This is a genomic window from Pseudomonas citronellolis (genome assembly GCF_029335315.1).
GTDB lineage: Bacteria > Pseudomonadota > Gammaproteobacteria > Pseudomonadales > Pseudomonadaceae > Pseudomonas > Pseudomonas citronellolis_A.
Genome location: NZ_JARJLT010000385.1, coordinates 1 through 16096, shown reverse-complemented (window position 1 = coordinate 16096; position 16096 = coordinate 1). Strand labels below are relative to the sequence as shown.

19 protein-coding genes are annotated in these 16096 nt (G+C 69.7%); 16 read left to right on the top strand and 3 right to left on the bottom strand.

Annotated features, from left to right (window positions below):
• Window positions 1–79: 79 nt before the first annotated feature.
• From P3W75_RS29500 to P3W75_RS29485, 4 genes are all read left to right on the top strand, one after another.
• Complete coding sequence (locus tag P3W75_RS29500) at window positions 80–1003, top strand: CheW domain-containing protein (RefSeq protein WP_276230867.1); 924 nt, start codon at window positions 80–82, stop codon at window positions 1001–1003.
• 78 nt (window positions 1004–1081) lie between these two features.
• Window positions 1082–1561, top strand: coding sequence for a chemotaxis protein CheW (locus P3W75_RS29495; protein WP_009621111.1), 480 nt, complete (start codon window positions 1082–1084; stop codon window positions 1559–1561).
• 1 nt (window position 1562) lies between these two features.
• Window positions 1563–1973 (top strand): DUF2802 domain-containing protein, encoded by a 411-nt coding sequence (locus P3W75_RS29490; protein WP_276230866.1) that lies wholly within the window; start codon window positions 1563–1565, stop codon window positions 1971–1973.
• A 106-nt stretch (window positions 1974–2079) separates the two neighbouring features.
• On the top strand, window positions 2080–2640 hold the full coding sequence (locus P3W75_RS29485) for a hypothetical protein (protein WP_276230865.1): 561 nt from the start codon (window positions 2080–2082) through the stop codon (window positions 2638–2640).
• Here P3W75_RS29485 and P3W75_RS29480 read toward each other — a convergent pair.
• Both P3W75_RS29480 and P3W75_RS29475 read right to left on the bottom strand, forming a co-directional pair.
• The gene (locus P3W75_RS29480; RefSeq protein ID WP_276230864.1) at window positions 2543–2890 is read right to left on the bottom strand and encodes an EscU/YscU/HrcU family type III secretion system export apparatus switch protein; all 348 of its coding nucleotides are present in this window, start codon (window positions 2888–2890) and stop codon (window positions 2543–2545) included. The genes P3W75_RS29485 and P3W75_RS29480 overlap by 98 nt on opposite strands.
• On the bottom strand, window positions 2887–4473 hold the full coding sequence (locus tag P3W75_RS29475; protein WP_276230863.1) for a flagellar hook-length control protein FliK: 1587 nt from the start codon (window positions 4471–4473) through the stop codon (window positions 2887–2889). Before P3W75_RS29475 ends, P3W75_RS29480 begins: the two co-directional genes overlap by 4 nt.
• A 176-nt stretch (window positions 4474–4649) precedes the next feature.
• On the opposite strand from P3W75_RS29475, the gene ccmA reads away from it, so the two are divergent.
• The 10 genes from ccmA to P3W75_RS29425 all read left to right on the top strand — a co-directional run bounded on the left by ccmA (window position 4650) and on the right by P3W75_RS29425 (window position 12092).
• Window positions 4650–5321 (top strand): cytochrome c biogenesis heme-transporting ATPase CcmA, encoded by a 672-nt coding sequence (gene ccmA, locus P3W75_RS29470; protein WP_276230862.1) that lies wholly within the window; start codon window positions 4650–4652, stop codon window positions 5319–5321.
• Window positions 5318–5989 (top strand): heme exporter protein CcmB, encoded by a 672-nt coding sequence (ccmB, locus tag P3W75_RS29465; RefSeq protein ID WP_276230861.1) that lies wholly within the window; start codon window positions 5318–5320, stop codon window positions 5987–5989. Before ccmA ends, ccmB begins: the two co-directional genes overlap by 4 nt.
• A gap of 63 nt (window positions 5990–6052) precedes the next feature.
• Entirely contained in the window at window positions 6053–6799 is a 747-nt protein-coding gene (locus tag P3W75_RS29460; RefSeq protein ID WP_276230860.1) for a heme ABC transporter permease, read from the top strand.
• Window positions 6796–6972 (top strand): heme exporter protein CcmD, encoded by a 177-nt coding sequence (ccmD, locus tag P3W75_RS29455; protein WP_276230859.1) that lies wholly within the window; start codon window positions 6796–6798, stop codon window positions 6970–6972. The genes P3W75_RS29460 and ccmD overlap by 4 nt, the downstream gene beginning before the upstream one ends.
• Complete coding sequence (gene ccmE / locus P3W75_RS29450) at window positions 6969–7451, top strand: cytochrome c maturation protein CcmE (protein ID WP_276230858.1); 483 nt, start codon at window positions 6969–6971, stop codon at window positions 7449–7451. The genes ccmD and ccmE overlap by 4 nt, the downstream gene beginning before the upstream one ends.
• A 2-nt stretch (window positions 7452–7453) precedes the next feature.
• Window positions 7454–9430, top strand: a complete 1977-nt coding sequence (locus P3W75_RS29445; RefSeq protein WP_276230857.1) for a heme lyase CcmF/NrfE family subunit — start codon at window positions 7454–7456, stop codon at window positions 9428–9430.
• 2 nt (window positions 9431–9432) lie between these two features.
• Window positions 9433–9975, top strand: coding sequence for a DsbE family thiol:disulfide interchange protein (locus P3W75_RS29440; protein WP_276230856.1), 543 nt, complete (start codon window positions 9433–9435; stop codon window positions 9973–9975).
• Window positions 9972–10442 (top strand): cytochrome c-type biogenesis protein, encoded by a 471-nt coding sequence (locus tag P3W75_RS29435; protein WP_276230855.1) that lies wholly within the window; start codon window positions 9972–9974, stop codon window positions 10440–10442. The genes P3W75_RS29440 and P3W75_RS29435 overlap by 4 nt, the downstream gene beginning before the upstream one ends.
• Entirely contained in the window at window positions 10439–11647 is a 1209-nt protein-coding gene (ccmI, locus tag P3W75_RS29430) for a c-type cytochrome biogenesis protein CcmI (protein ID WP_276230854.1), read from the top strand. The genes P3W75_RS29435 and ccmI overlap by 4 nt, the downstream gene beginning before the upstream one ends.
• A 25-nt stretch (window positions 11648–11672) precedes the next feature.
• Window positions 11673–12092 (top strand): hypothetical protein, encoded by a 420-nt coding sequence (locus P3W75_RS29425; protein WP_430765421.1) that lies wholly within the window; start codon window positions 11673–11675, stop codon window positions 12090–12092.
• 33 nt (window positions 12093–12125) lie between these two features.
• On the opposite strand, the gene P3W75_RS29420 is transcribed toward P3W75_RS29425, so the two are convergent.
• Entirely contained in the window at window positions 12126–13364 is a 1239-nt protein-coding gene (locus P3W75_RS29420; RefSeq protein ID WP_430765420.1) for a GGDEF domain-containing protein, read from the bottom strand.
• A 108-nt stretch (window positions 13365–13472) separates the two neighbouring features.
• Here P3W75_RS29420 and P3W75_RS29415 point away from each other — a divergent pair, with 108 nt between their 5' ends.
• Both P3W75_RS29415 and P3W75_RS29410 read left to right on the top strand, forming a co-directional pair.
• Entirely contained in the window at window positions 13473–14186 is a 714-nt protein-coding gene (locus P3W75_RS29415; RefSeq protein ID WP_276230852.1) for a lipoyl protein ligase domain-containing protein, read from the top strand.
• A 66-nt stretch (window positions 14187–14252) separates the two neighbouring features.
• Complete coding sequence (locus P3W75_RS29410; protein ID WP_276230851.1) at window positions 14253–16067, top strand: monovalent cation:proton antiporter-2 (CPA2) family protein; 1815 nt, start codon at window positions 14253–14255, stop codon at window positions 16065–16067.
• Window positions 16068–16096: the final 29 nt, after the last annotated feature.

The window sequence follows — 16096 nt, the reverse complement described above, 5'->3', positions numbered from 1 at the left end:
TGATTTTCCGACGGGAGCCTTCAAGTCCGTCCCCGGTCCGGCCGATAGGCTGGATGAACCCATTGCGCGGATTTTCTGCATGAGCCGTTCCGCTACCGCCACACGCCCCCAGCTCGCGCTGCAGTCCTACCTGGACGCGCTGCTGCAGGAGGCCACATTCGAGGACTTCGAGGTCGAGGCGCCGGCCCCGGTGGCCGCCGCCCCGGTGCTGATCGCCGTGCCGACACCGGCCCCGGTCGCGCTCGAAGCGCCGGCCGCGGTCGCCGCGCCGCTGGCCGAGGAAAGCCTCACCAGCAGCGTCAGCCTCGACGAGTTCGAGGCCGCGGTGCTCGAGGAGCAGGTGCGCGACGCGCGCCTGGCCCCGCGCGAGGAAGCGCCGCGCGCCGCCGTACCGGCGCCGGTCGAACCCGAAGTGCCGAGCGAGGTGCTGGCGCTGCTCGAAACGCCATCGGCGCCGGTCGTCGATGACGCGGTGATCGACCTGCACCGCCCCGGTAGCGCCCACTTGCCGCCGGCGCCGCTGGCGCTGCTCGACGACGGTCGCCCGCTGTGGGCCGCGGAGCCGTTCGAGTGCCTGCTGTTCGACGTCGCCGGGCTGACCCTGGCGGTGCCGCTGGTGTGCCTGGGCTCGATCTACCCGCTCAGCGGCAAGGAACTGACCCCGCTGTTCGGCCAGCCGGACTGGTTCCTGGGCATACTGCCGAGCCAGTCGGGCAACCTGAAGGTACTCGACACGGCGCGCTGGGTGATGCCCGAGCGCTATCGCGACGACTATCGCGAGGGCCTGCAATACGTGATTTCCGTGCAGGGCTACGAATGGGGCCTGGCGGTACACCAGGTGAGCCGCTCGGTGCGCCTGAACCCGTCCGAGGTGAAGTGGCGCAGCCAGCGCCAGCAGCGCCCCTGGCTGGCCGGCACGGTGATCGAACAGATGTGCGCGCTGCTCGACGTCTCGGCCCTCGCCGGGCTGATCGACAGCGGCGCCATGCGTGGCCGCGCCTGAGCGGCATGCCAACGAATTTGAACGACAACCGCCGCCCCGCACGCCGGGCGCGGCCGAAAACGAGAGGCTAGGGCAACTATGAACAAGACGTCTGCGCAAGGTGCCGAGGATCCGATCCTGCAGTGGGTCACCTTCCGCCTGGACAACGAGACCTACGGCATCAACGTGATGCAGGTCCAGGAAGTGCTGCGCTACACCGAGATCGCCCCGGTGCCGGGCGCGCCCAGCTATGTGCTGGGGATCATCAACCTGCGCGGCAACGTGGTCACCGTGATCGACACCCGCCAGCGCTTCGGCCTGGCCCCGGCGCCGGTTTCGGACAACACCCGGATCGTCATCATCGAGGCGGACAAGCAGGTGGTGGGCATCCTGGTCGACAGCGTCGCCGAGGTGGTCTATCTGCGCCAGTCGGAGATCGAGACCGCGCCCAACGTCGGCAACGACGAGTCGGCCAAGTTCATCCAGGGCGTCTGCAACAAGAACGGCGAGCTGCTGATCCTGGTCGAGCTGGACAAGATGATGACCGAGGAAGAGTGGTCGGAGCTGGAGAGCATCTGAGGTGCTCGAGCTTGTCTTCCTGCTCGCCGCGGTCTGCCTCGGGCTGATCGGCTTCAGCGTCTGGCTGCTGCTCGGGCAGCGCCGCCAGGCCGCGGAGCTGGCCGAGCAGGCCAAGCGCCACGCCGCCATGGAACAGCGCCTGAAGGAGCTGGCCAAGCGCGGCGAGGCCTACCAGCGGGTCAACGTGCGCATGGGCGAGGAACTGGGCGAGCTGCGCAAGCAACTCGCCAGCCTGCCCGAGCGCCTGGCGCGCCTGGAGCAGCGCGACCCGACCAGCCTGTCCTTCACCCAGGCCGCGCGCCTGGCCGGGATGGGCGCGTCCGCCGGCGAGCTGGCCCAGGCCTGCGGACTGTCCCAGGCCGAGGCCGAGCTGATCACCCGCCTGCACCGCGGCGACAAGCCGCTGGACTGAGCCAGGCGGTGTCGGTATACCCTTCGGGGGTTTTCGGATTAATCCGATCTTTTTCCTCGGGACGCGTCGCTACAGTGGTCGCAGTCAATCATCCGAGGAACCCGCCATGTTGCCGCTTTCGCGCCGCACCCTGGTGTTCTGCCCGCACCCCGGATGCCTGCAGCAGTACGGCATCCTGTTGAACCGCCTGGAAATCTTCCACCTGAGCCTGTGCGCGAGCCTGGCCGAGGTGAGCCTGGCGCTGGAAAGCGGGCAGCACTACAACCTGTTCATCTACGACAAGTTCAGCCTCAGCGAGGACGACCTCGCGACCCTGGCCCACCTGGCGCGCAGTCCGGCGATCGAGCAGTTCCTGCTGGTCGGCAGCTTCACCGAGGTGCAGCGCCGGGAAATGATGGAGTGGGCCTGGCAGCAGCACGTGCCGCTGCTGCAGATGCTCGAGCGGCCGTTCAGCCTCGGGCAGATGCGCTCGGTCATCGCCAGCCTGGTGGATTACGCCGACGCCGAGCAGGGCTGCTTTCCCTTCGCATTTCCCCTGCTGACCGACGAAGTGTCCGCGCCGCCCGCCTTCAGGTCTGCCGCGGGACGCTCGGAGGCGGCTCGCCAGGCGCGCCCAGCAACGGCCGCAGCTCCGGCTGCTGACGAGGAGCGGGGCGTTTGCCCTTGAGGTACCAGGCGAAGGCGATGATCTCGGCCATGGTGCGGTACAGCGCCTCGGGAATCGCCTCGCCCAGTTCCAGGCGCGCCAGCAGGCGCACCAGTTCGCCGTTCTCGTAGATCGGCACCTCGTGCTGGCGGGCGATGGCCAGGATCGCCTCGGCCAGTTCGGCGTCGCCCTTGGCGCTCAGGGTCGGCGCACTCTGCCCGTCGTAGTTCAGGGCGATGGCCTGGCGCGGCGCGGCGTGCGGTTTCTTCATGCCTTCTCGTCCACCCAGCGTTGTTCCAGCGCGGTGCGCGCGCCTTGCGGCGGGCGGCCCAGGTGGCTGCTCAGTTCCTGTACGGTCAGGCCGGCATTCTGCAGGCGCTGACGCAGGGTGCCGAGTTCGCGCTCGATCAGTTGCGCAGTGGCTTCCTGCTCGGCCCACAGCTGGCTGCTCAGGCCCACCGGGGCCAGGGTCGCCTGGACCTGCAGCGGGCCCAGCGGGTCGAGGTCGAAGGCCAGGTCGATGCGCCACAGGCTTTCCCGGGCCTGTTCGTTGTCGCGGGATTCGCGGCGATCCTCCTGCTGGATGCGCACCTGCACCGGCACCAGCGAGTCCTGGGCGCGCATCGGCACTTCCATCTGCCAGGTATTGATCTGGCCGCCGCCGGGTAGCGGCTCGCTCTGTACCAGGCTGCTCAGCTGGTGGGTCTGCAGGCGCGCGACCGTGGCCGCCGCCAGCTTCAGCAACGACTCCAGGTCACCTTCCTCTTCCAGCTTCTGCACCGTGCGCGACGGTAGCGGGAAATCCGCCTGTTGTACGCGCGGGCTGCCGTTCTGGTTCAGCGCGCCGAGGGCGTTGCGGACGAACGCCGGCAGGCTGCCGGCGAGGCTCGCCGCCACCGTGTTGGCCAGGGTGGCCAGCGGCAGCGGCGTGGCATTGCCGCTGGCCGGCTCGGGCGGCAGCAACTGGCCGAGCAGGCGCAGCAGGTTGGCCTTGTAGTCGCCGGGCAGCGGCGCCTGGCCTTGCAGCAGGCGTGCTTCGAGGAAGCCGCCGCTCTGTTGCAGCGCCTGGGCCAGGCCCTTGGGATCGCTGAGCTGGCGGGCGTCGGGCAGGCCGGCGAGCAGGCGGTCGATGGCGCCGCGCAGGGACGCCGGCAGGTCGGCGGAGGATTTCAGCGCCTGGAGATTGTCGAGCAGGCCGTCGGCCGAGGCCTGGCGGGCCTGCTGGGTGCCCAGCTGGTTGTTCAGTTCGAGGCGGTCCAGGCGCCCGGCCAGGGGCAGGAAGAGCAGCGCGCGGCTGTCCTGCACCTGGGCGCTGAGCAGGCTGCCGGTCTTCAGCGGGCGCGCCGAGTCGAGCTCCAGCAGGCGCCCGGCCATGGGCCCGCCGAGCAGGCTGAGCAGCACCCGGTAGCTGGCCGGCTGTTGCGTCGAGCCGCCCTGGGCGGTGCTGGACAGCACCTTGCCTTGCAGCAGGCTGCCCACCGGCAGTTGATCCAGGTCGAGACTGTCCAGCGGCGGCAGGTCGGCCAGGGACTGCTGGGCGCTGGCGAGCAGGGTGGCGGCCAGGCTGGTGCCGCTCAGCGCGGAGATGTTCAGGGTGCTGCCCTGGGGCAGCGCCTGCGGGCTGTCGGCGGTGACCAGCGCCTGCTGGCCGCCGGCCAGGGTCAGGCGCAGCAGCAACTGGAAGCTGTAGGGCGCCTGTTTGACGCCGAGCACCTCGGCCTGGGCGCTCTGCCCGGCGGGGAGCAGGTCGGCGATGCTCTGGGCGAGCTTGAGCGACAGCTCCGCGGCGTTCTGCACGCTGCGGCTGGGTAACAGGGCGGGGAGCGGGCGGGAGGCGCCAATCTCGCTCGGCATGCGGGTCCTTCATGGCTTGCGGCGCATCGTCGCGGCTGCGGCGGGTGCCTGAAAAGCCTTAACAAGCTGTCGAAATTGCCGGCGCCGGGGCCGGAATCGGGCGTGTATAATGCGCCGCCCGTGGCCACTATAGCGGCCTGTGCAGCACCGACTTTAGCCTGAATTCGATTTTCCCGATGGGTGCCGATGCCTTGACCAGCCCGCTTCTCGAAACCCTGGCGCTCGCCTGCGAGCGGGACTGGCGCATGCTCTTCGAGCGCCTGGACCTGCGCCTGGCCGCCGGCGAGATGCTGCAGGTGGTCGGCCCCAACGGCAGCGGCAAGACCAGCCTGCTGCGCCTGCTCTGCGGGCTGATGCAGCCCACCGCCGGGGAGGTGCGCCTCAACGGCCGGGCGCTGGAGGACCAGCGCGGCGAACTGGCGCGCAACCTGCTGTGGATCGGCCACGCCGCCGGCATCAAGGGGCTGCTCACCGCCGAGGAGAACCTCGCCTGGCTCTGCGCCCTGCACCAGCCGGCGGACCACGCGGCGATCTGGCGGGCCCTGGAAGCGGTCGGCCTGCGCGGTTTCGAAGATGTCCCCTGCCACACCCTGTCCGCCGGCCAGCAGCGCCGCGTGGCCCTGGCGCGGTTGTACCTGGACGCGCCGCCGCTGTGGATTCTCGACGAACCCTTCACCGCCCTGGATAAACAGGGCGTCGCCCAGCTCGAGGAGCACCTCGCGCGGCACTGCGAGAACGGCGGCCTGGTGGTGCTCACCACCCACCACACGCTGACCCGCATGCCCGGCGGCTATCGCGCCCTGGACCTCGGCCAGCACGCCCGCGAACTGGCGGGGGAGGGCGCATGAGCAACGTCTTCGGCCTGCTCCTGGCGCGCGAGGCGCGCCTGCAGTTCCGCCGCCCGGCGGAGCTGGCCAACCCGCTGGTGTTCTTCGCCATCGTCATCGCCCTGTTCCCGCTCGCCGTCGGCCCGGAAGCGCAGATGCTGCGCGACCTCTCGCCGGGCCTGGTGTGGGTGGCGGCGCTGCTGGCGGTGCTGCTGTCGCTGGACGGCCTGTTCCGCAGCGATTTCGAGGACGGCTCGCTGGAGCAGTGGGTCCTTTCGCCGCACCCGTTGCCCCTTCTGGTCCTGGCCAAGGTGCTGGCACACTGGCTCGTTTCCGGGCTCGCGCTGGTCCTGCTGTCGCCGCTGCTGGCCCTGATGCTGGGTTTGCCGGTACGCTGCCTGCCGGTGCTGTTGCTGTCGCTGCTGCTCGGAACCCCGGTGCTCAGCCTGCTCGGCGCGGTCGGCGCGGCGCTGACCGTGGGGCTCAAGCGTGGCGGGCTGCTGTTGGCGCTGCTGATCCTGCCGCTCTACATCCCCGTACTGATTCTCGGCAGTGGCGCCCTCCAGGCGTCGCTGCAGGGGCTGCCGACCGCCGGGCACCTGCTCTGGTTGGCCAGCCTGACGGCGTTAGCATTGACCCTGACGCCCTTCGCCATCGCTGCTGGCCTGAAAATCAGCGTGGGCGAGTGACGCCTGCCGGCGCCGCGCGAGCGGGGCCGGCAACTAGAAAAAGTGCCCTGAACACAGAGCCTGATGATGAACTGGACTTGGTTTCACAAGCTTGGGTCGCCCAAGTGGTTCTACGAGATCAGCGGACGCTGGCTTCCCTGGTTCGCCGTCGCCGCGGCGTTGCTGATGACCGTCGGCATCGTCTGGGGCCTGGCCTTCGCGCCGCCGGACTACCAGCAGGGCAACAGCTTCCGGATCATCTACATCCACGTGCCGGCGGCCTTCCTCGCCCAGTCGTGCTACGTGATGCTGGCGGTGGCCGGCGCCGTCGGGCTGATCTGGAAGATGAAGATCGCCGACGTCGCCGTGCAGTGCGCCGCGCCCATCGGCGCCTGGATGACCTTCGTCGCCCTGGTCACCGGGGCCATCTGGGGCAAGCCGACCTGGGGCGCCTGGTGGGTCTGGGACGCGCGCCTGACCTCGATGTTGATCCTGCTGTTCCTCTACTTCGGGGTGATCGCGCTCGGCCAGGCCATCGGCAACCGCGACAGCGCGGCCAAGGCCAGCGCCGTGCTGGCCATCGTCGGGGTGGTCAACATCCCGATCATCAAGTACTCGGTGGAGTGGTGGAACACCCTGCACCAGCCGGCCACCTTCACCCTCACCGAGAAGCCGCCGATGCCGCCGGAGATGTGGATTCCGCTGCTGCTGATGGTGGCGGGCTTCTACTGCTTCTTCGCCGCCGTGCTGCTGATGCGCATGCGCCTGGAAGTACTCAAGCGCGAAGCCCGCGCGTCCTGGGTCAAGGCTGAGGTGGAGCGCGCGCTATGAGTTTCCAGTCCTTCGGTGATTTCCTCGCCATGGGCCAGCACGGCCCCTACGTGTGGTCGGCCTACGCCATCTGCCTGGTGGTGCTGGCGATCAACGTGGCCGCGCCGATCCTGGCGCGCAAGCGCTACCTGCAAGAAGAGGCGCGCCGTCTGCGCCGGGAGGCCAGCAAGTGAATCCGGTCCGCAAGAAACGCCTGTACATCGTCCTGGCCATCGTCGCCGGCGTCGGTGTCGCCGTGGCCCTGGCGCTGTCCGCGCTGCAGCAGAACATCAACCTGTTCTACACACCGACGCAGATCGCCAACGGCGAAGCGCCGCACGACACCCGCATCCGCGCCGGCGGCATGGTCGAGAAGGGCTCGCTGAAGCGCTCGGCCGACTCCCTCGACGTGCAGTTCGTGGTCACCGACTTCGCCAAGGAAGTCACGGTGAAATACCGCGGCATCCTCCCGGACCTGTTCCGCGAAGGGCAGGGCATCGTGGCGCTCGGCAAGCTCGACGGGAACGGCGTGCTGACCGCCGACGAGGTACTGGCCAAGCACGACGAGAAATACATGCCGCCGGAAGTGACCAAGGCGCTCAAGGAGAGCGGCAAGCTCGGCGACTACCAGCAGGCCGGCAAGCCCGGCGCCGTGGCTCAGGGGAGCAACTGAAGATGATTCCGGAGCTCGGCCACCTGTCCTTGATCCTGGCGCTGTGCATGGCGCTGGTGATGTCCTTCTTCCCGCTGGTCGGCGCCTGGCGCGGCGACCGCCAGTGGATGAGCCTGGCGCGCCCGGCGGCCTGGGGCCAGTTCGCCTTCCTGGCGTTCGCCTTCGCCTGCCTGGCCTGGTCGTTCCTGCATGACGACTTCTCGGTCGCCTATGTCGCCAGCAACTCCAACAGCGCGCTGCCCTGGTACTACAAGTTCAGCGCCGTGTGGGGCGCCCACGAGGGCTCGCTGCTGCTCTGGGCGCTGATCCTCGGCGGCTGGACCTTCGCCGTGTCGATCTTCTCCCGCGGGCTGCCCGAGCCGATGCTGGCGCGGGTGCTGGCGGTGATGGGGATGATCAGCACCGGCTTCCTGCTGTTCCTGATCATCACCTCCAACCCGTTCAGCCGCTTGCTGCCGCAGGCGCCCTCCGACGGCAACGACCTCAACCCGCTGCTGCAGGACCCGGGCCTGATCATCCACCCGCCGATGCTCTACATGGGCTACGTCGGCTTCTCGGTGGCCTTCGCCTTCGCCATCGCCGCGCTGCTCGGCGGCCGCCTCGACGCGGCCTGGGCGCGCTGGTCGCGGCCCTGGACCCTGGTGGCCTGGACCTTCCTCGGCATCGGCATCGTGCTCGGCTCCTGGTGGGCCTACTACGAGCTGGGCTGGGGTGGCTGGTGGTTCTGGGACCCGGTGGAAAACGCCTCCTTCATGCCCTGGCTGGTGGGCACCGCGCTGATCCACTCGCTGGCGGTGACCGAGAAGCGCGGGGTGTTCAAGAGCTGGACGGTGCTGCTGGCCATCGCCGCCTTCTCGCTCAGCCTGCTGGGCACCTTCCTGGTCCGCTCCGGGGTGCTGACCTCGGTGCACGCCTTCGCCTCCGACCCGGAGCGCGGGGTGTTCATCCTGGCCTTCCTGCTGGTGGTGGTCGGCGGCTCGCTGACCCTGTTCGCCCTGCGCGCGCCGGTGGTCAAGAGCCAGGTCGGCTTCGCCCTGTGGTCGCGCGAGACCCTGCTGCTGCTGAACAACGTGGTGCTGGTGGTGACCGCCGCGATGATCCTGCTCGGCACCCTCTACCCGCTGGTGCTCGACGCCATCAGCGGGGCCAAGCTGTCGGTCGGCCCGCCGTACTTCAATGCCCTGTTCGTGCCGCTGATGGCGGCGCTGATGCTGGCCCTGACGGTGGGCGTGCTGGTGCGCTGGAAAGACACCCCGACCCAGTGGCTGCTGCGCATGCTGGTCCCGGTGGCGATCGGCACGGTGGTACTCGGCGGCGTCGCCACCTTCCTCTATGGCGACCTGCACTGGCCGGTGCTGGCGGTGTTCCTGATGGCCTTCTGGGTGATCCTCGGCGGCGTCCGCGACTTCCTCGACAAGGTTCGCCACAAGGGCCTGGTGGCCGGCGCGCTGGGCCTCAACCGCAGCTACTGGGGCATGCAGGTGGCGCACCTGGGCATCGCCGTGTGCGCCATCGGCGTGGTCCTGACCAGCCAGTTCAGCGCCCAGCGCGACCTGCGCATGGCCCCCGGCGAGACCGTGGAGCTGGCCGGCTACCAGTTCGCCTTCGAAGGCACCAAGCACTTCGAGGGCCCCAACTTCACGTCCGACAAGGGCACCATCCGCGTGACCCGCGACGGCAATGAAGTGGCCGTGCTGCACCCGGAGAAGCGCCTGTACAGCGTGCAGCGCTCGATGATGACCGAGGCCGGCATCCACGGCAGCCTGACCCGCGACCTCTACGTCGCCCTCGGCGAGCCGCTGGACAACGGCGCCTGGGCCGTGCGCCTGCACATCAAGCCGTTCGTCCGCTTCATCTGGCTGGGCGGCCTGCTCACCGCCCTGGGCGGCGTGCTGGCGGCGCTGGACCGGCGCTACCGGCTGAAAGTCAAAACCCGAGTACGCGAGGCGCTGGGCCTCGCCGCCGGACAGGGAGCCTGAGTGTGAAGCGTGCGATCCTGCTGTTGCCGTTGGCGATCTTCCTGGTCGTCGCGGTATTCCTCTACAACGCGCTGTGGAAGGACCCGTCCGAGCTGCCCTCGGCGCTGATCGACAAGCCGTTCCCGGCCTTCTCGCTGCCCGGCGTGCTGGAGCCGGGCAAGACCTTCACCGTGGCCGACCTCAAGGGTCGCCCGGCGCTGGTCAACGTCTGGGGCACCTGGTGCCCGACCTGCCGCTTCGAACACCCGGTGCTGGCCAAGCTGGCCGAGCAGGGCGTGGTGATCGTCGGCATCAACTACAAGGACGACAACGCCGCGGCGCAGAAGTGGCTGAAGGAACTCCACGACCCCTACGTGCTGAACATCGCCGACCCCCAGGGCACCCTGGGCCTGGACCTGGGCGTGTACGGCGCGCCCGAGACCTACCTGATCGACAAGGACGGCATCATCCGCCACAAGCTGGTCGGCGCCGTCGACGAGCAGGTCTGGCGCGAGCAGCTGGCGCCGATCTACCAGCGCCTGGTCGACGAGGCGGGTGGCAAATGAAGCGCCTGCTCGCCGCCGCCCTGCTGGGCCTGACCCTCGCCGGCGTGGCCCACGCCGCCATCGACACCTACGAATTCCCCAACGAGGGCGAGCGCCAGCGCTTCCGCGAGCTGACCACCGAGCTGCGCTGCCCGAAGTGCCAGAACCAGGATATCGCCGACTCCAACGCGCCCATTGCCGCCGACCTGCGCAAGCAGATCTACGAGCAACTGAAACAGGGCAAGAGCGACGAGCAGATCGTCGACTACATGGTCGACCGCTACGGCGACTTCGTGCGCTACAAACCGCCGGTCAACGCCCGCACCTGGCTGCTCTGGTTCGGCCCCGCGGCCCTGCTGGGCTTCGGCGTGCTGGTGATCGGCGTGCTGGTGGCGCGCCGCCGCCGCGCCGCCGCCGGACCTTCCGCCAGCCTGTCCGCCGAGGAACAGGCCCGTCTGAATCAATTGCTGGATAACCAAGACCAATGATCGACTTCTGGCTCGCCGCCGGCCTGCTGTTGCTGGTGGCCATGGCTTTCCTGCTGATCCCGCTGCTGCGTGGCCGCCGCGCCCAGGCCGAGGAAGACCGCACCGCCCTCAACGTCGCCCTGTACCAGGAGCGCCTCGCCGAACTGGATACCCAGCACGTCGCCGGCACCCTCGACGACGCCCAGCTGCAGGCCGGGCGCACCGAGGCCAGCCGCGAACTGCTGGCTGACACCGAGGGCGACGGCGAACGCCGCTCGCGCCTGGGCCGCGCCGCGCCGTTGCTGGCGGCTGTGCTGCTGCCGCTGCTGGGCCTGGGCCTGTACCTGCATTGGGGCGCCAGCGACAAACTGGCCCTGGCCCGCGAGTTCGCCACGCCGCCGCACTCCATGGAGGAAATGACCGCGCGCCTGGAGAAAGCCGTGCAGGCCCAGCCGGACTCCGCCGAGGGCTGGTACTTCCTCGGCCGCACCTACATGACCCAGGAACGCTTCGAGGACGCCGGCAAGGCCTTCGCCCGCGCCGCCAGCCTCTCCGGGCGCCAGCCCGAGGTGCTCGGCCAGTGGGCCCAGGCGCTGTACTTCGCCAACGGCAAGAAACTCGCCGGCGACGCCCTGAGCCTGGCCGAGGAAGCCCTCAAGCAGGACCCGCAGGAAGTCACCACCCTCGGCCTGATGGGCATCGCCGCCTTCGAGGACCAGCGCTACGCCGACGCCGCCGGCTACTGGCAGCGCCTGGTCGCCGCGCTGCCGGCCGACGACCCCTCGCGCGCCGCCATCCAGAGCGGCATCGAGCGCGCCCGCCAGCACCTCGCCGAGCGTGGCGAGACGCTGCCCGAGGCGCCGGCCGCGCAGGCCGCCGCCGGGCTCAGCCTGACGGTCACGGTCGACCTCAGCGACGCGGTGAAGGGCCAGGTCAAGCCGGACGACAGCGTCTTCGTGTTCGCCCGCGCGGTCAACGGCCCGCCGATGCCACTGGCGGTGAAGCGCCTGAAGGTCGCCGACCTGCCCGGCCAGGTGACCCTCAGCGACGCCGATGCGATGATGCCGCAGCTCAAGCTCTCGGCCTTCCCCAAGGTCGAGCTGGTGGCCCGGGTGTCGCGCGCCGGCAACGCGATCAGCGGCGAATGGATCGGACACAGCCAGCCGTTGTCTACTGCGGACGCCGGCGACCAGGCGGTGACCATCGACAGCCCGGACCAGCATTGACCGACAACCCAACGGAGGCGCGCCCGTGAATGGCCGAATCCTCGCCCTCGCGGCGCTGCTGACCCTGGCCGGCTGCGCCGGCCAGCAGCCCCAGACGCAAGCCCCGGCGCCCACCCCGCAGCCGGGCGCCAGCGGCCAGGCGCCGGCGGTCACGCCGTCGAACAAGCCGGCGCCGCGCAAGGCCATCACGCCCAATCAGCAGAACACCTCGGCCAAGCCGCGCAGCCGCCCGCAGTTCGCCCCGCCGCCGGGCGGCAAGGGGCGCTGGGACGCGGGCCTGGGGGTCTACGTGATTCAGGGCGAGAAGGACCTGTACTACCGCCAGCGCACCTACTACCACTGGGACAGCGGCTGGTTCTGGGGCGTCGGCCCGCAGGGCCCGTGGACCGCGACCGATTCCAGCGGCGTGCCGCCGGGGTTGAACCGGCGCTACGCCACGCCCTGAGTCCGTTCCCCGACGACCCTGCGCGCGAATCGCCTATTCCAGGGTTCCGAACGGCGCCGCATCCAGAATCTCGACCCGATTGCGGCCGCTGGCCTTGGCCCGGTACAGCGCCTGGTCGGCGGTGCTGTAGAGGCGCTCGTAGGTGCTGCTCACGCCCTCGGCCAGGCTGGCCACGCCGAAGCTGGCGGTCAGGTAGAGCAGGCCGTCCTTCATCGGCAGCGGCGTGTCTTCCAGCAGCTTGCGCAGCTTCTCGGCGATGATCTCGGCCTGGCACGCGTCGGAGTCCGGCAGCAGCAGGAGGAACTCCTCGCCGCCCAGGCGCGCCACGCTGTCGCTGCTGCGGGTGTGCTTGCGCAGCAGGTTGGCGGTATGGCGGATCACCTCGTCGCCCAGTGGGTGGCCGTAGCGGTCGTTGATGAACTTGAAATGGTCGAGGTCGATCATCAGCAGGCTCACCGGCATCGGCTGGCGCTCGCAGCGCGCCAGTTCCTGTTTCACCACCTGGTCGAACTGGCGGCGGTTGAGCAGGCCGGTCAGTGGGTCATGGCCGGCCAGGTATTCCAGCTGGCGGTTCTTCTCCTCCAGCTCACGCCGTTGCCGGCGCAGGTGGCGGCGCTGGCGCAGGTTGCGCAAATGGCCGAACCAGAGGATCAGCGACAGCAGCAGGCCGATGCCGCAGATGGTCAGCCCGCCCATCTGGTTGGACAGGCGCAATTGCGGGTCGGGTTGCGCGCTTTCCATGGCCAGCTCGAAGGCGACCAGGGCCAGGACATAGAGCGCCGCTGCCACGGCGGGGCGCAGCATGATGATCAGCGCGGTCGCCACCGCGCCCATCAGGAAGGGGGTGATGCTGCTGGTCACCTGCTGGTCGAAGCGCGTGATGGTCAGGCCGAAGCCCAGCAGCACCGCGGCGCCGCCGATGGCCAGCGCTTCGCAGTACCACAGCGGCGCGGCGTTCTTTGCCTGGCGGGCGCGCCAGGCGAGCAGGCCGAGGCAGGCCAGCAGCACCGCGGCGACGCTGTGGGTGAGGATGATGTCCTGGCGCCAGCCGTCGTACTCCGGGCGCGCGCCCTGCAGGTTGAGGCGGAATACCAGGATGTGCACCAGGTCGAAGGGCACGCCCAGCAGCGCCAGCCAGCCCAGGCGCTTGAGGTTTTCCCTGGCCACCGGCCGGGCCAGGGACGGGGCGAGCTGGAACAGCTGGCGAAGGCGTTGCGGGAACGGCTGGGGCACGGGGTCCGTCCTCTGCGCGGTGGCGTCCGGCTTGAGCATAGACAGGGGTGGACGGGCTGTCCCGCCACGCCTTCGCCCTTGCCGGCGGCGGCGCTGGGTAGGCATAGTCCGCTACCTTGTCTGGTAGCGCGGTAGAGGAGTGCGAGCATGAGCGAAAGGGTACTGCGGTATTCCGCCGAAGAGGGCCTGGATGCCGAGCGCGCCGCCCTCGACCAGGTATTCCGCGCCGAGGCCGATAGCCGCCTGCTGTTCTGGCGGCCGCTCGACGAGGCGCTGGTGATGCCGCGCCGGCTCAGCCGCCTGGCCGGTTTCGCCGAGGCCGAGGCGCGGTGCGCCGCGCTCGGCTGGCCGATCGCCCTGCGCGATACCGGCGGCGAACCGGTGCCGCAGTCGCCGGCGGTGCTCAACGTCGCCCTGTGCTACGCCGTGCCCGACGGCGATAATGAGCAGACGCGCATCGAGACCGCCTACCTGCGCCTGTGCCAGCCGCTCTGCGACTGGCTTGTGGCCATGGGCCTGGACGCCGGCGTGGGGGAGGTCGATGGCGCCTTCTGCGACGGCCGCTACAACGTCAACATCGGCGGCCGCAAGCTGGTCGGCACCGCCCAGCGCTGGCGTCGCCGGCCGAGCGACGGGCGCTATGTGGTGCTGGCCCACGGCGCCATTCTCATGGAAAACCAGCGCGAGGCCATGGCCGAGGTGGTCAACGCCTTCTACCGCGCGGTGGAGTTGCCGGCCGATATCCGCGGCACCAGCCACGTTGCGCTGGACGAACGGTACACGCAGCCCTGGCAACAGGTCGAAGCCCTGGCCGGGCAGTTCCAGCGCCACCTGATCAGCCAGGGCCTGCCGCCGGTCTGATCGACACTTTTCCGTTTCACCCGCCCGGCCCCGCGCCGGGCCCATCCTGCCAAGGAGCGTTCCGGCATGGAGCATGGTTCCAGTTATCTGCAATCGGCGGTGGTCTTCCTTATCGCCACCGTCTTCATGGTTCCGCTGGCCAAGCGCCTGCAGCTGGGCGCGGTGCTCGGCTACCTGCTGGCCGGGGTGCTGATCGGCCCCTCGGTACTGCGCCTGATCGACGACCCGGAAAGCGTCGCCAGCCTCTCCGAGCTGGGCGTGGTGCTGCTGCTGTTCATCATCGGCCTGGAGCTGTCACCCAAGCGCCTGTGGGTGATGCGCAAGGCGGTGTTCGGCATCGGCCTGGCCCAGGTGCTGCTCACCGCGCTGGTGATAGGCGCGCTGGCGCACCTGGCCTTCGACCTGCCGCTGAACGCCTCGGTGGTGCTCGGCGGCGGCCTGGCGCTGTCGTCCACCGCCTTCGGCCTGCAGATCCTCGCCGAGCGCAAGGAACTGGCCAGCCCCCATGGCCGCCTGGCCTTCGCCATCCTGCTGTTCCAGGACATCGCCGCCATCCCGCTGATCGCCGCCGTTTCGCTGCTCGGCGCGCGCGCCGACGAGGCTGCGCCGGGCGGTGACTGGCAGCACTTCCTGGAAGTGGTCGGGAGCATCGCCGTGGTCGTCATCGGCGGGCGCTACCTGCTGCGGCCGGTGTTCCGCACCGTGGCGCGCACCGGCATGGCCGACCTGTCCACCGCCACCGCGCTGCTGGTGGTGGTCGGTACCGCCTGGCTGATGGAGCTGGCCGGAGTCTCCATGGGCCTGGGCGCCTTCCTCGCCGGCCTGCTGCTGGCCGACTCGGAGTACCGCCACGAGCTGGAATCGCAGATCGAGCCGTTCAAGGGGCTGCTGCTGGGGCTGTTCTTCATCAGCGTGGGGATGAGCGCCGACCTCAGCCTGCTGCTGCGCTCGCCGCTGCTGGTGCTGGGCCTGACCCTGCTGCTGATCGGCCTCAAGCTGCCGCTGCTGTACCTGCTCGGGCGCCTTACCGGTGGCCTCGACGCGCCCTCGGCGCTGCGTCTGGGCATCGTCCTGGCGGCCGGCGGCGAGTTCGCCTTCGTGGTGTTCAAGCTGGCGCGCGGCGAAGGCCTGCTGGACGCCAACCTGCACGGCCTGCTGGTACTCTGCATCACCCTGTCGATGGCGGTGACGCCGCTGCTGGTGCTGATCGCCGCGCGGCTGTGCAAGCCGAAGCCGGCGCCGGTGCGCGAGGCACCGGAGGAATACACCCGCATCGAAGGCGATACCCCGCGCGTGGTGATCGCCGGCATGGGCCGGATGGGCCAGGTGATCGCGCGGATCATGCGCGCCCAGCGCGTGCCCTTCATCGCCCTGGATACCTCGGTGGAAACCATCGAGCTGAGCCGCAGCTACGGCAGCATCCCGATCTTCTACGGCGACCCGCTGCGCCCGGAAATCCTCCGCGCCGCGCAGGTGGACAAGGCGGAGTTCTTCATCGTCGCCACCGACGACCCGGACACCAACATCGAGACCGCGCGCCTGGTGCGCAAGCTCTACCCGCACCTGAAGATCATCGGCCGCGCGCGCAACCGCCAGCACGTCTACCACCTGCTCGACGCCGGGGCCAGCCCGGTGCGCGAGCTGTTCCACTCCAGCCTGGAGATGAGCCGCCAGGTGCTGGTGGCCATGGGCCTGACCGAGGAGCAGGCACTGGCGCGCATCCGCCGCTTCCGCCGCCACGACGAAGAGGTGCTGATGGCCCAGTACAAGGTCTACGACGACGCCGCCGCGGTGATCCAGACCGCCCGCGAGGCGCGCCGCGAGCTGGAAACCCTGTTCGAGGCCGACCAGCTGGAAGACCAGGGCGTCGGCAAGCACTGACGCGACGGCCCTGGCTAGCCGGCGCCGCA

What these genes read in the sequence shown, in the direction of transcription:
- ccmB (WP_276230861.1), top strand. Translation starts at nt 5,318, where the DNA reads ATGAGCAACGTCTTCGGCCTGCTCCTGGCGCGCGAGGCGCGCCTGCAG.
- P3W75_RS29435 (WP_276230855.1), top strand. Translation starts at nt 9,972, where the DNA reads ATGAAGCGCCTGCTCGCCGCCGCCCTGCTGGGCCTGACCCTCGCCGGC.
- P3W75_RS29420 (WP_430765420.1), bottom strand. Translation starts at nt 13,364, where the DNA reads ATGCTCAAGCCGGACGCCACCGCGCAGAGGACGGACCCCGTGCCCCAG.
- P3W75_RS29460 (WP_276230860.1), top strand. Translation starts at nt 6,053, where the DNA reads ATGATGAACTGGACTTGGTTTCACAAGCTTGGGTCGCCCAAGTGGTTC.
- P3W75_RS29475 (WP_276230863.1), bottom strand. Translation starts at nt 4,473, where the DNA reads ATGCCGAGCGAGATTGGCGCCTCCCGCCCGCTCCCCGCCCTGTTACCC.
- ccmA (WP_276230862.1), top strand. Translation starts at nt 4,650, where the DNA reads ATGGGTGCCGATGCCTTGACCAGCCCGCTTCTCGAAACCCTGGCGCTC.
- P3W75_RS29485 (WP_276230865.1), top strand. Translation starts at nt 2,080, where the DNA reads ATGTTGCCGCTTTCGCGCCGCACCCTGGTGTTCTGCCCGCACCCCGGA.
- P3W75_RS29410 (WP_276230851.1), top strand. Translation starts at nt 14,253, where the DNA reads ATGGAGCATGGTTCCAGTTATCTGCAATCGGCGGTGGTCTTCCTTATC.
- P3W75_RS29445 (WP_276230857.1), top strand. Translation starts at nt 7,454, where the DNA reads ATGATTCCGGAGCTCGGCCACCTGTCCTTGATCCTGGCGCTGTGCATG.
- P3W75_RS29500 (WP_276230867.1), top strand. Translation starts at nt 80, where the DNA reads ATGAGCCGTTCCGCTACCGCCACACGCCCCCAGCTCGCGCTGCAGTCC.
- ccmD (WP_276230859.1), top strand. Translation starts at nt 6,796, where the DNA reads ATGAGTTTCCAGTCCTTCGGTGATTTCCTCGCCATGGGCCAGCACGGC.
- P3W75_RS29415 (WP_276230852.1), top strand. Translation starts at nt 13,473, where the DNA reads ATGAGCGAAAGGGTACTGCGGTATTCCGCCGAAGAGGGCCTGGATGCC.
- P3W75_RS29480 (WP_276230864.1), bottom strand. Translation starts at nt 2,890, where the DNA reads ATGAAGAAACCGCACGCCGCGCCGCGCCAGGCCATCGCCCTGAACTAC.
- P3W75_RS29495 (WP_009621111.1), top strand. Translation starts at nt 1,082, where the DNA reads ATGAACAAGACGTCTGCGCAAGGTGCCGAGGATCCGATCCTGCAGTGG.
- ccmI (WP_276230854.1), top strand. Translation starts at nt 10,439, where the DNA reads ATGATCGACTTCTGGCTCGCCGCCGGCCTGCTGTTGCTGGTGGCCATG.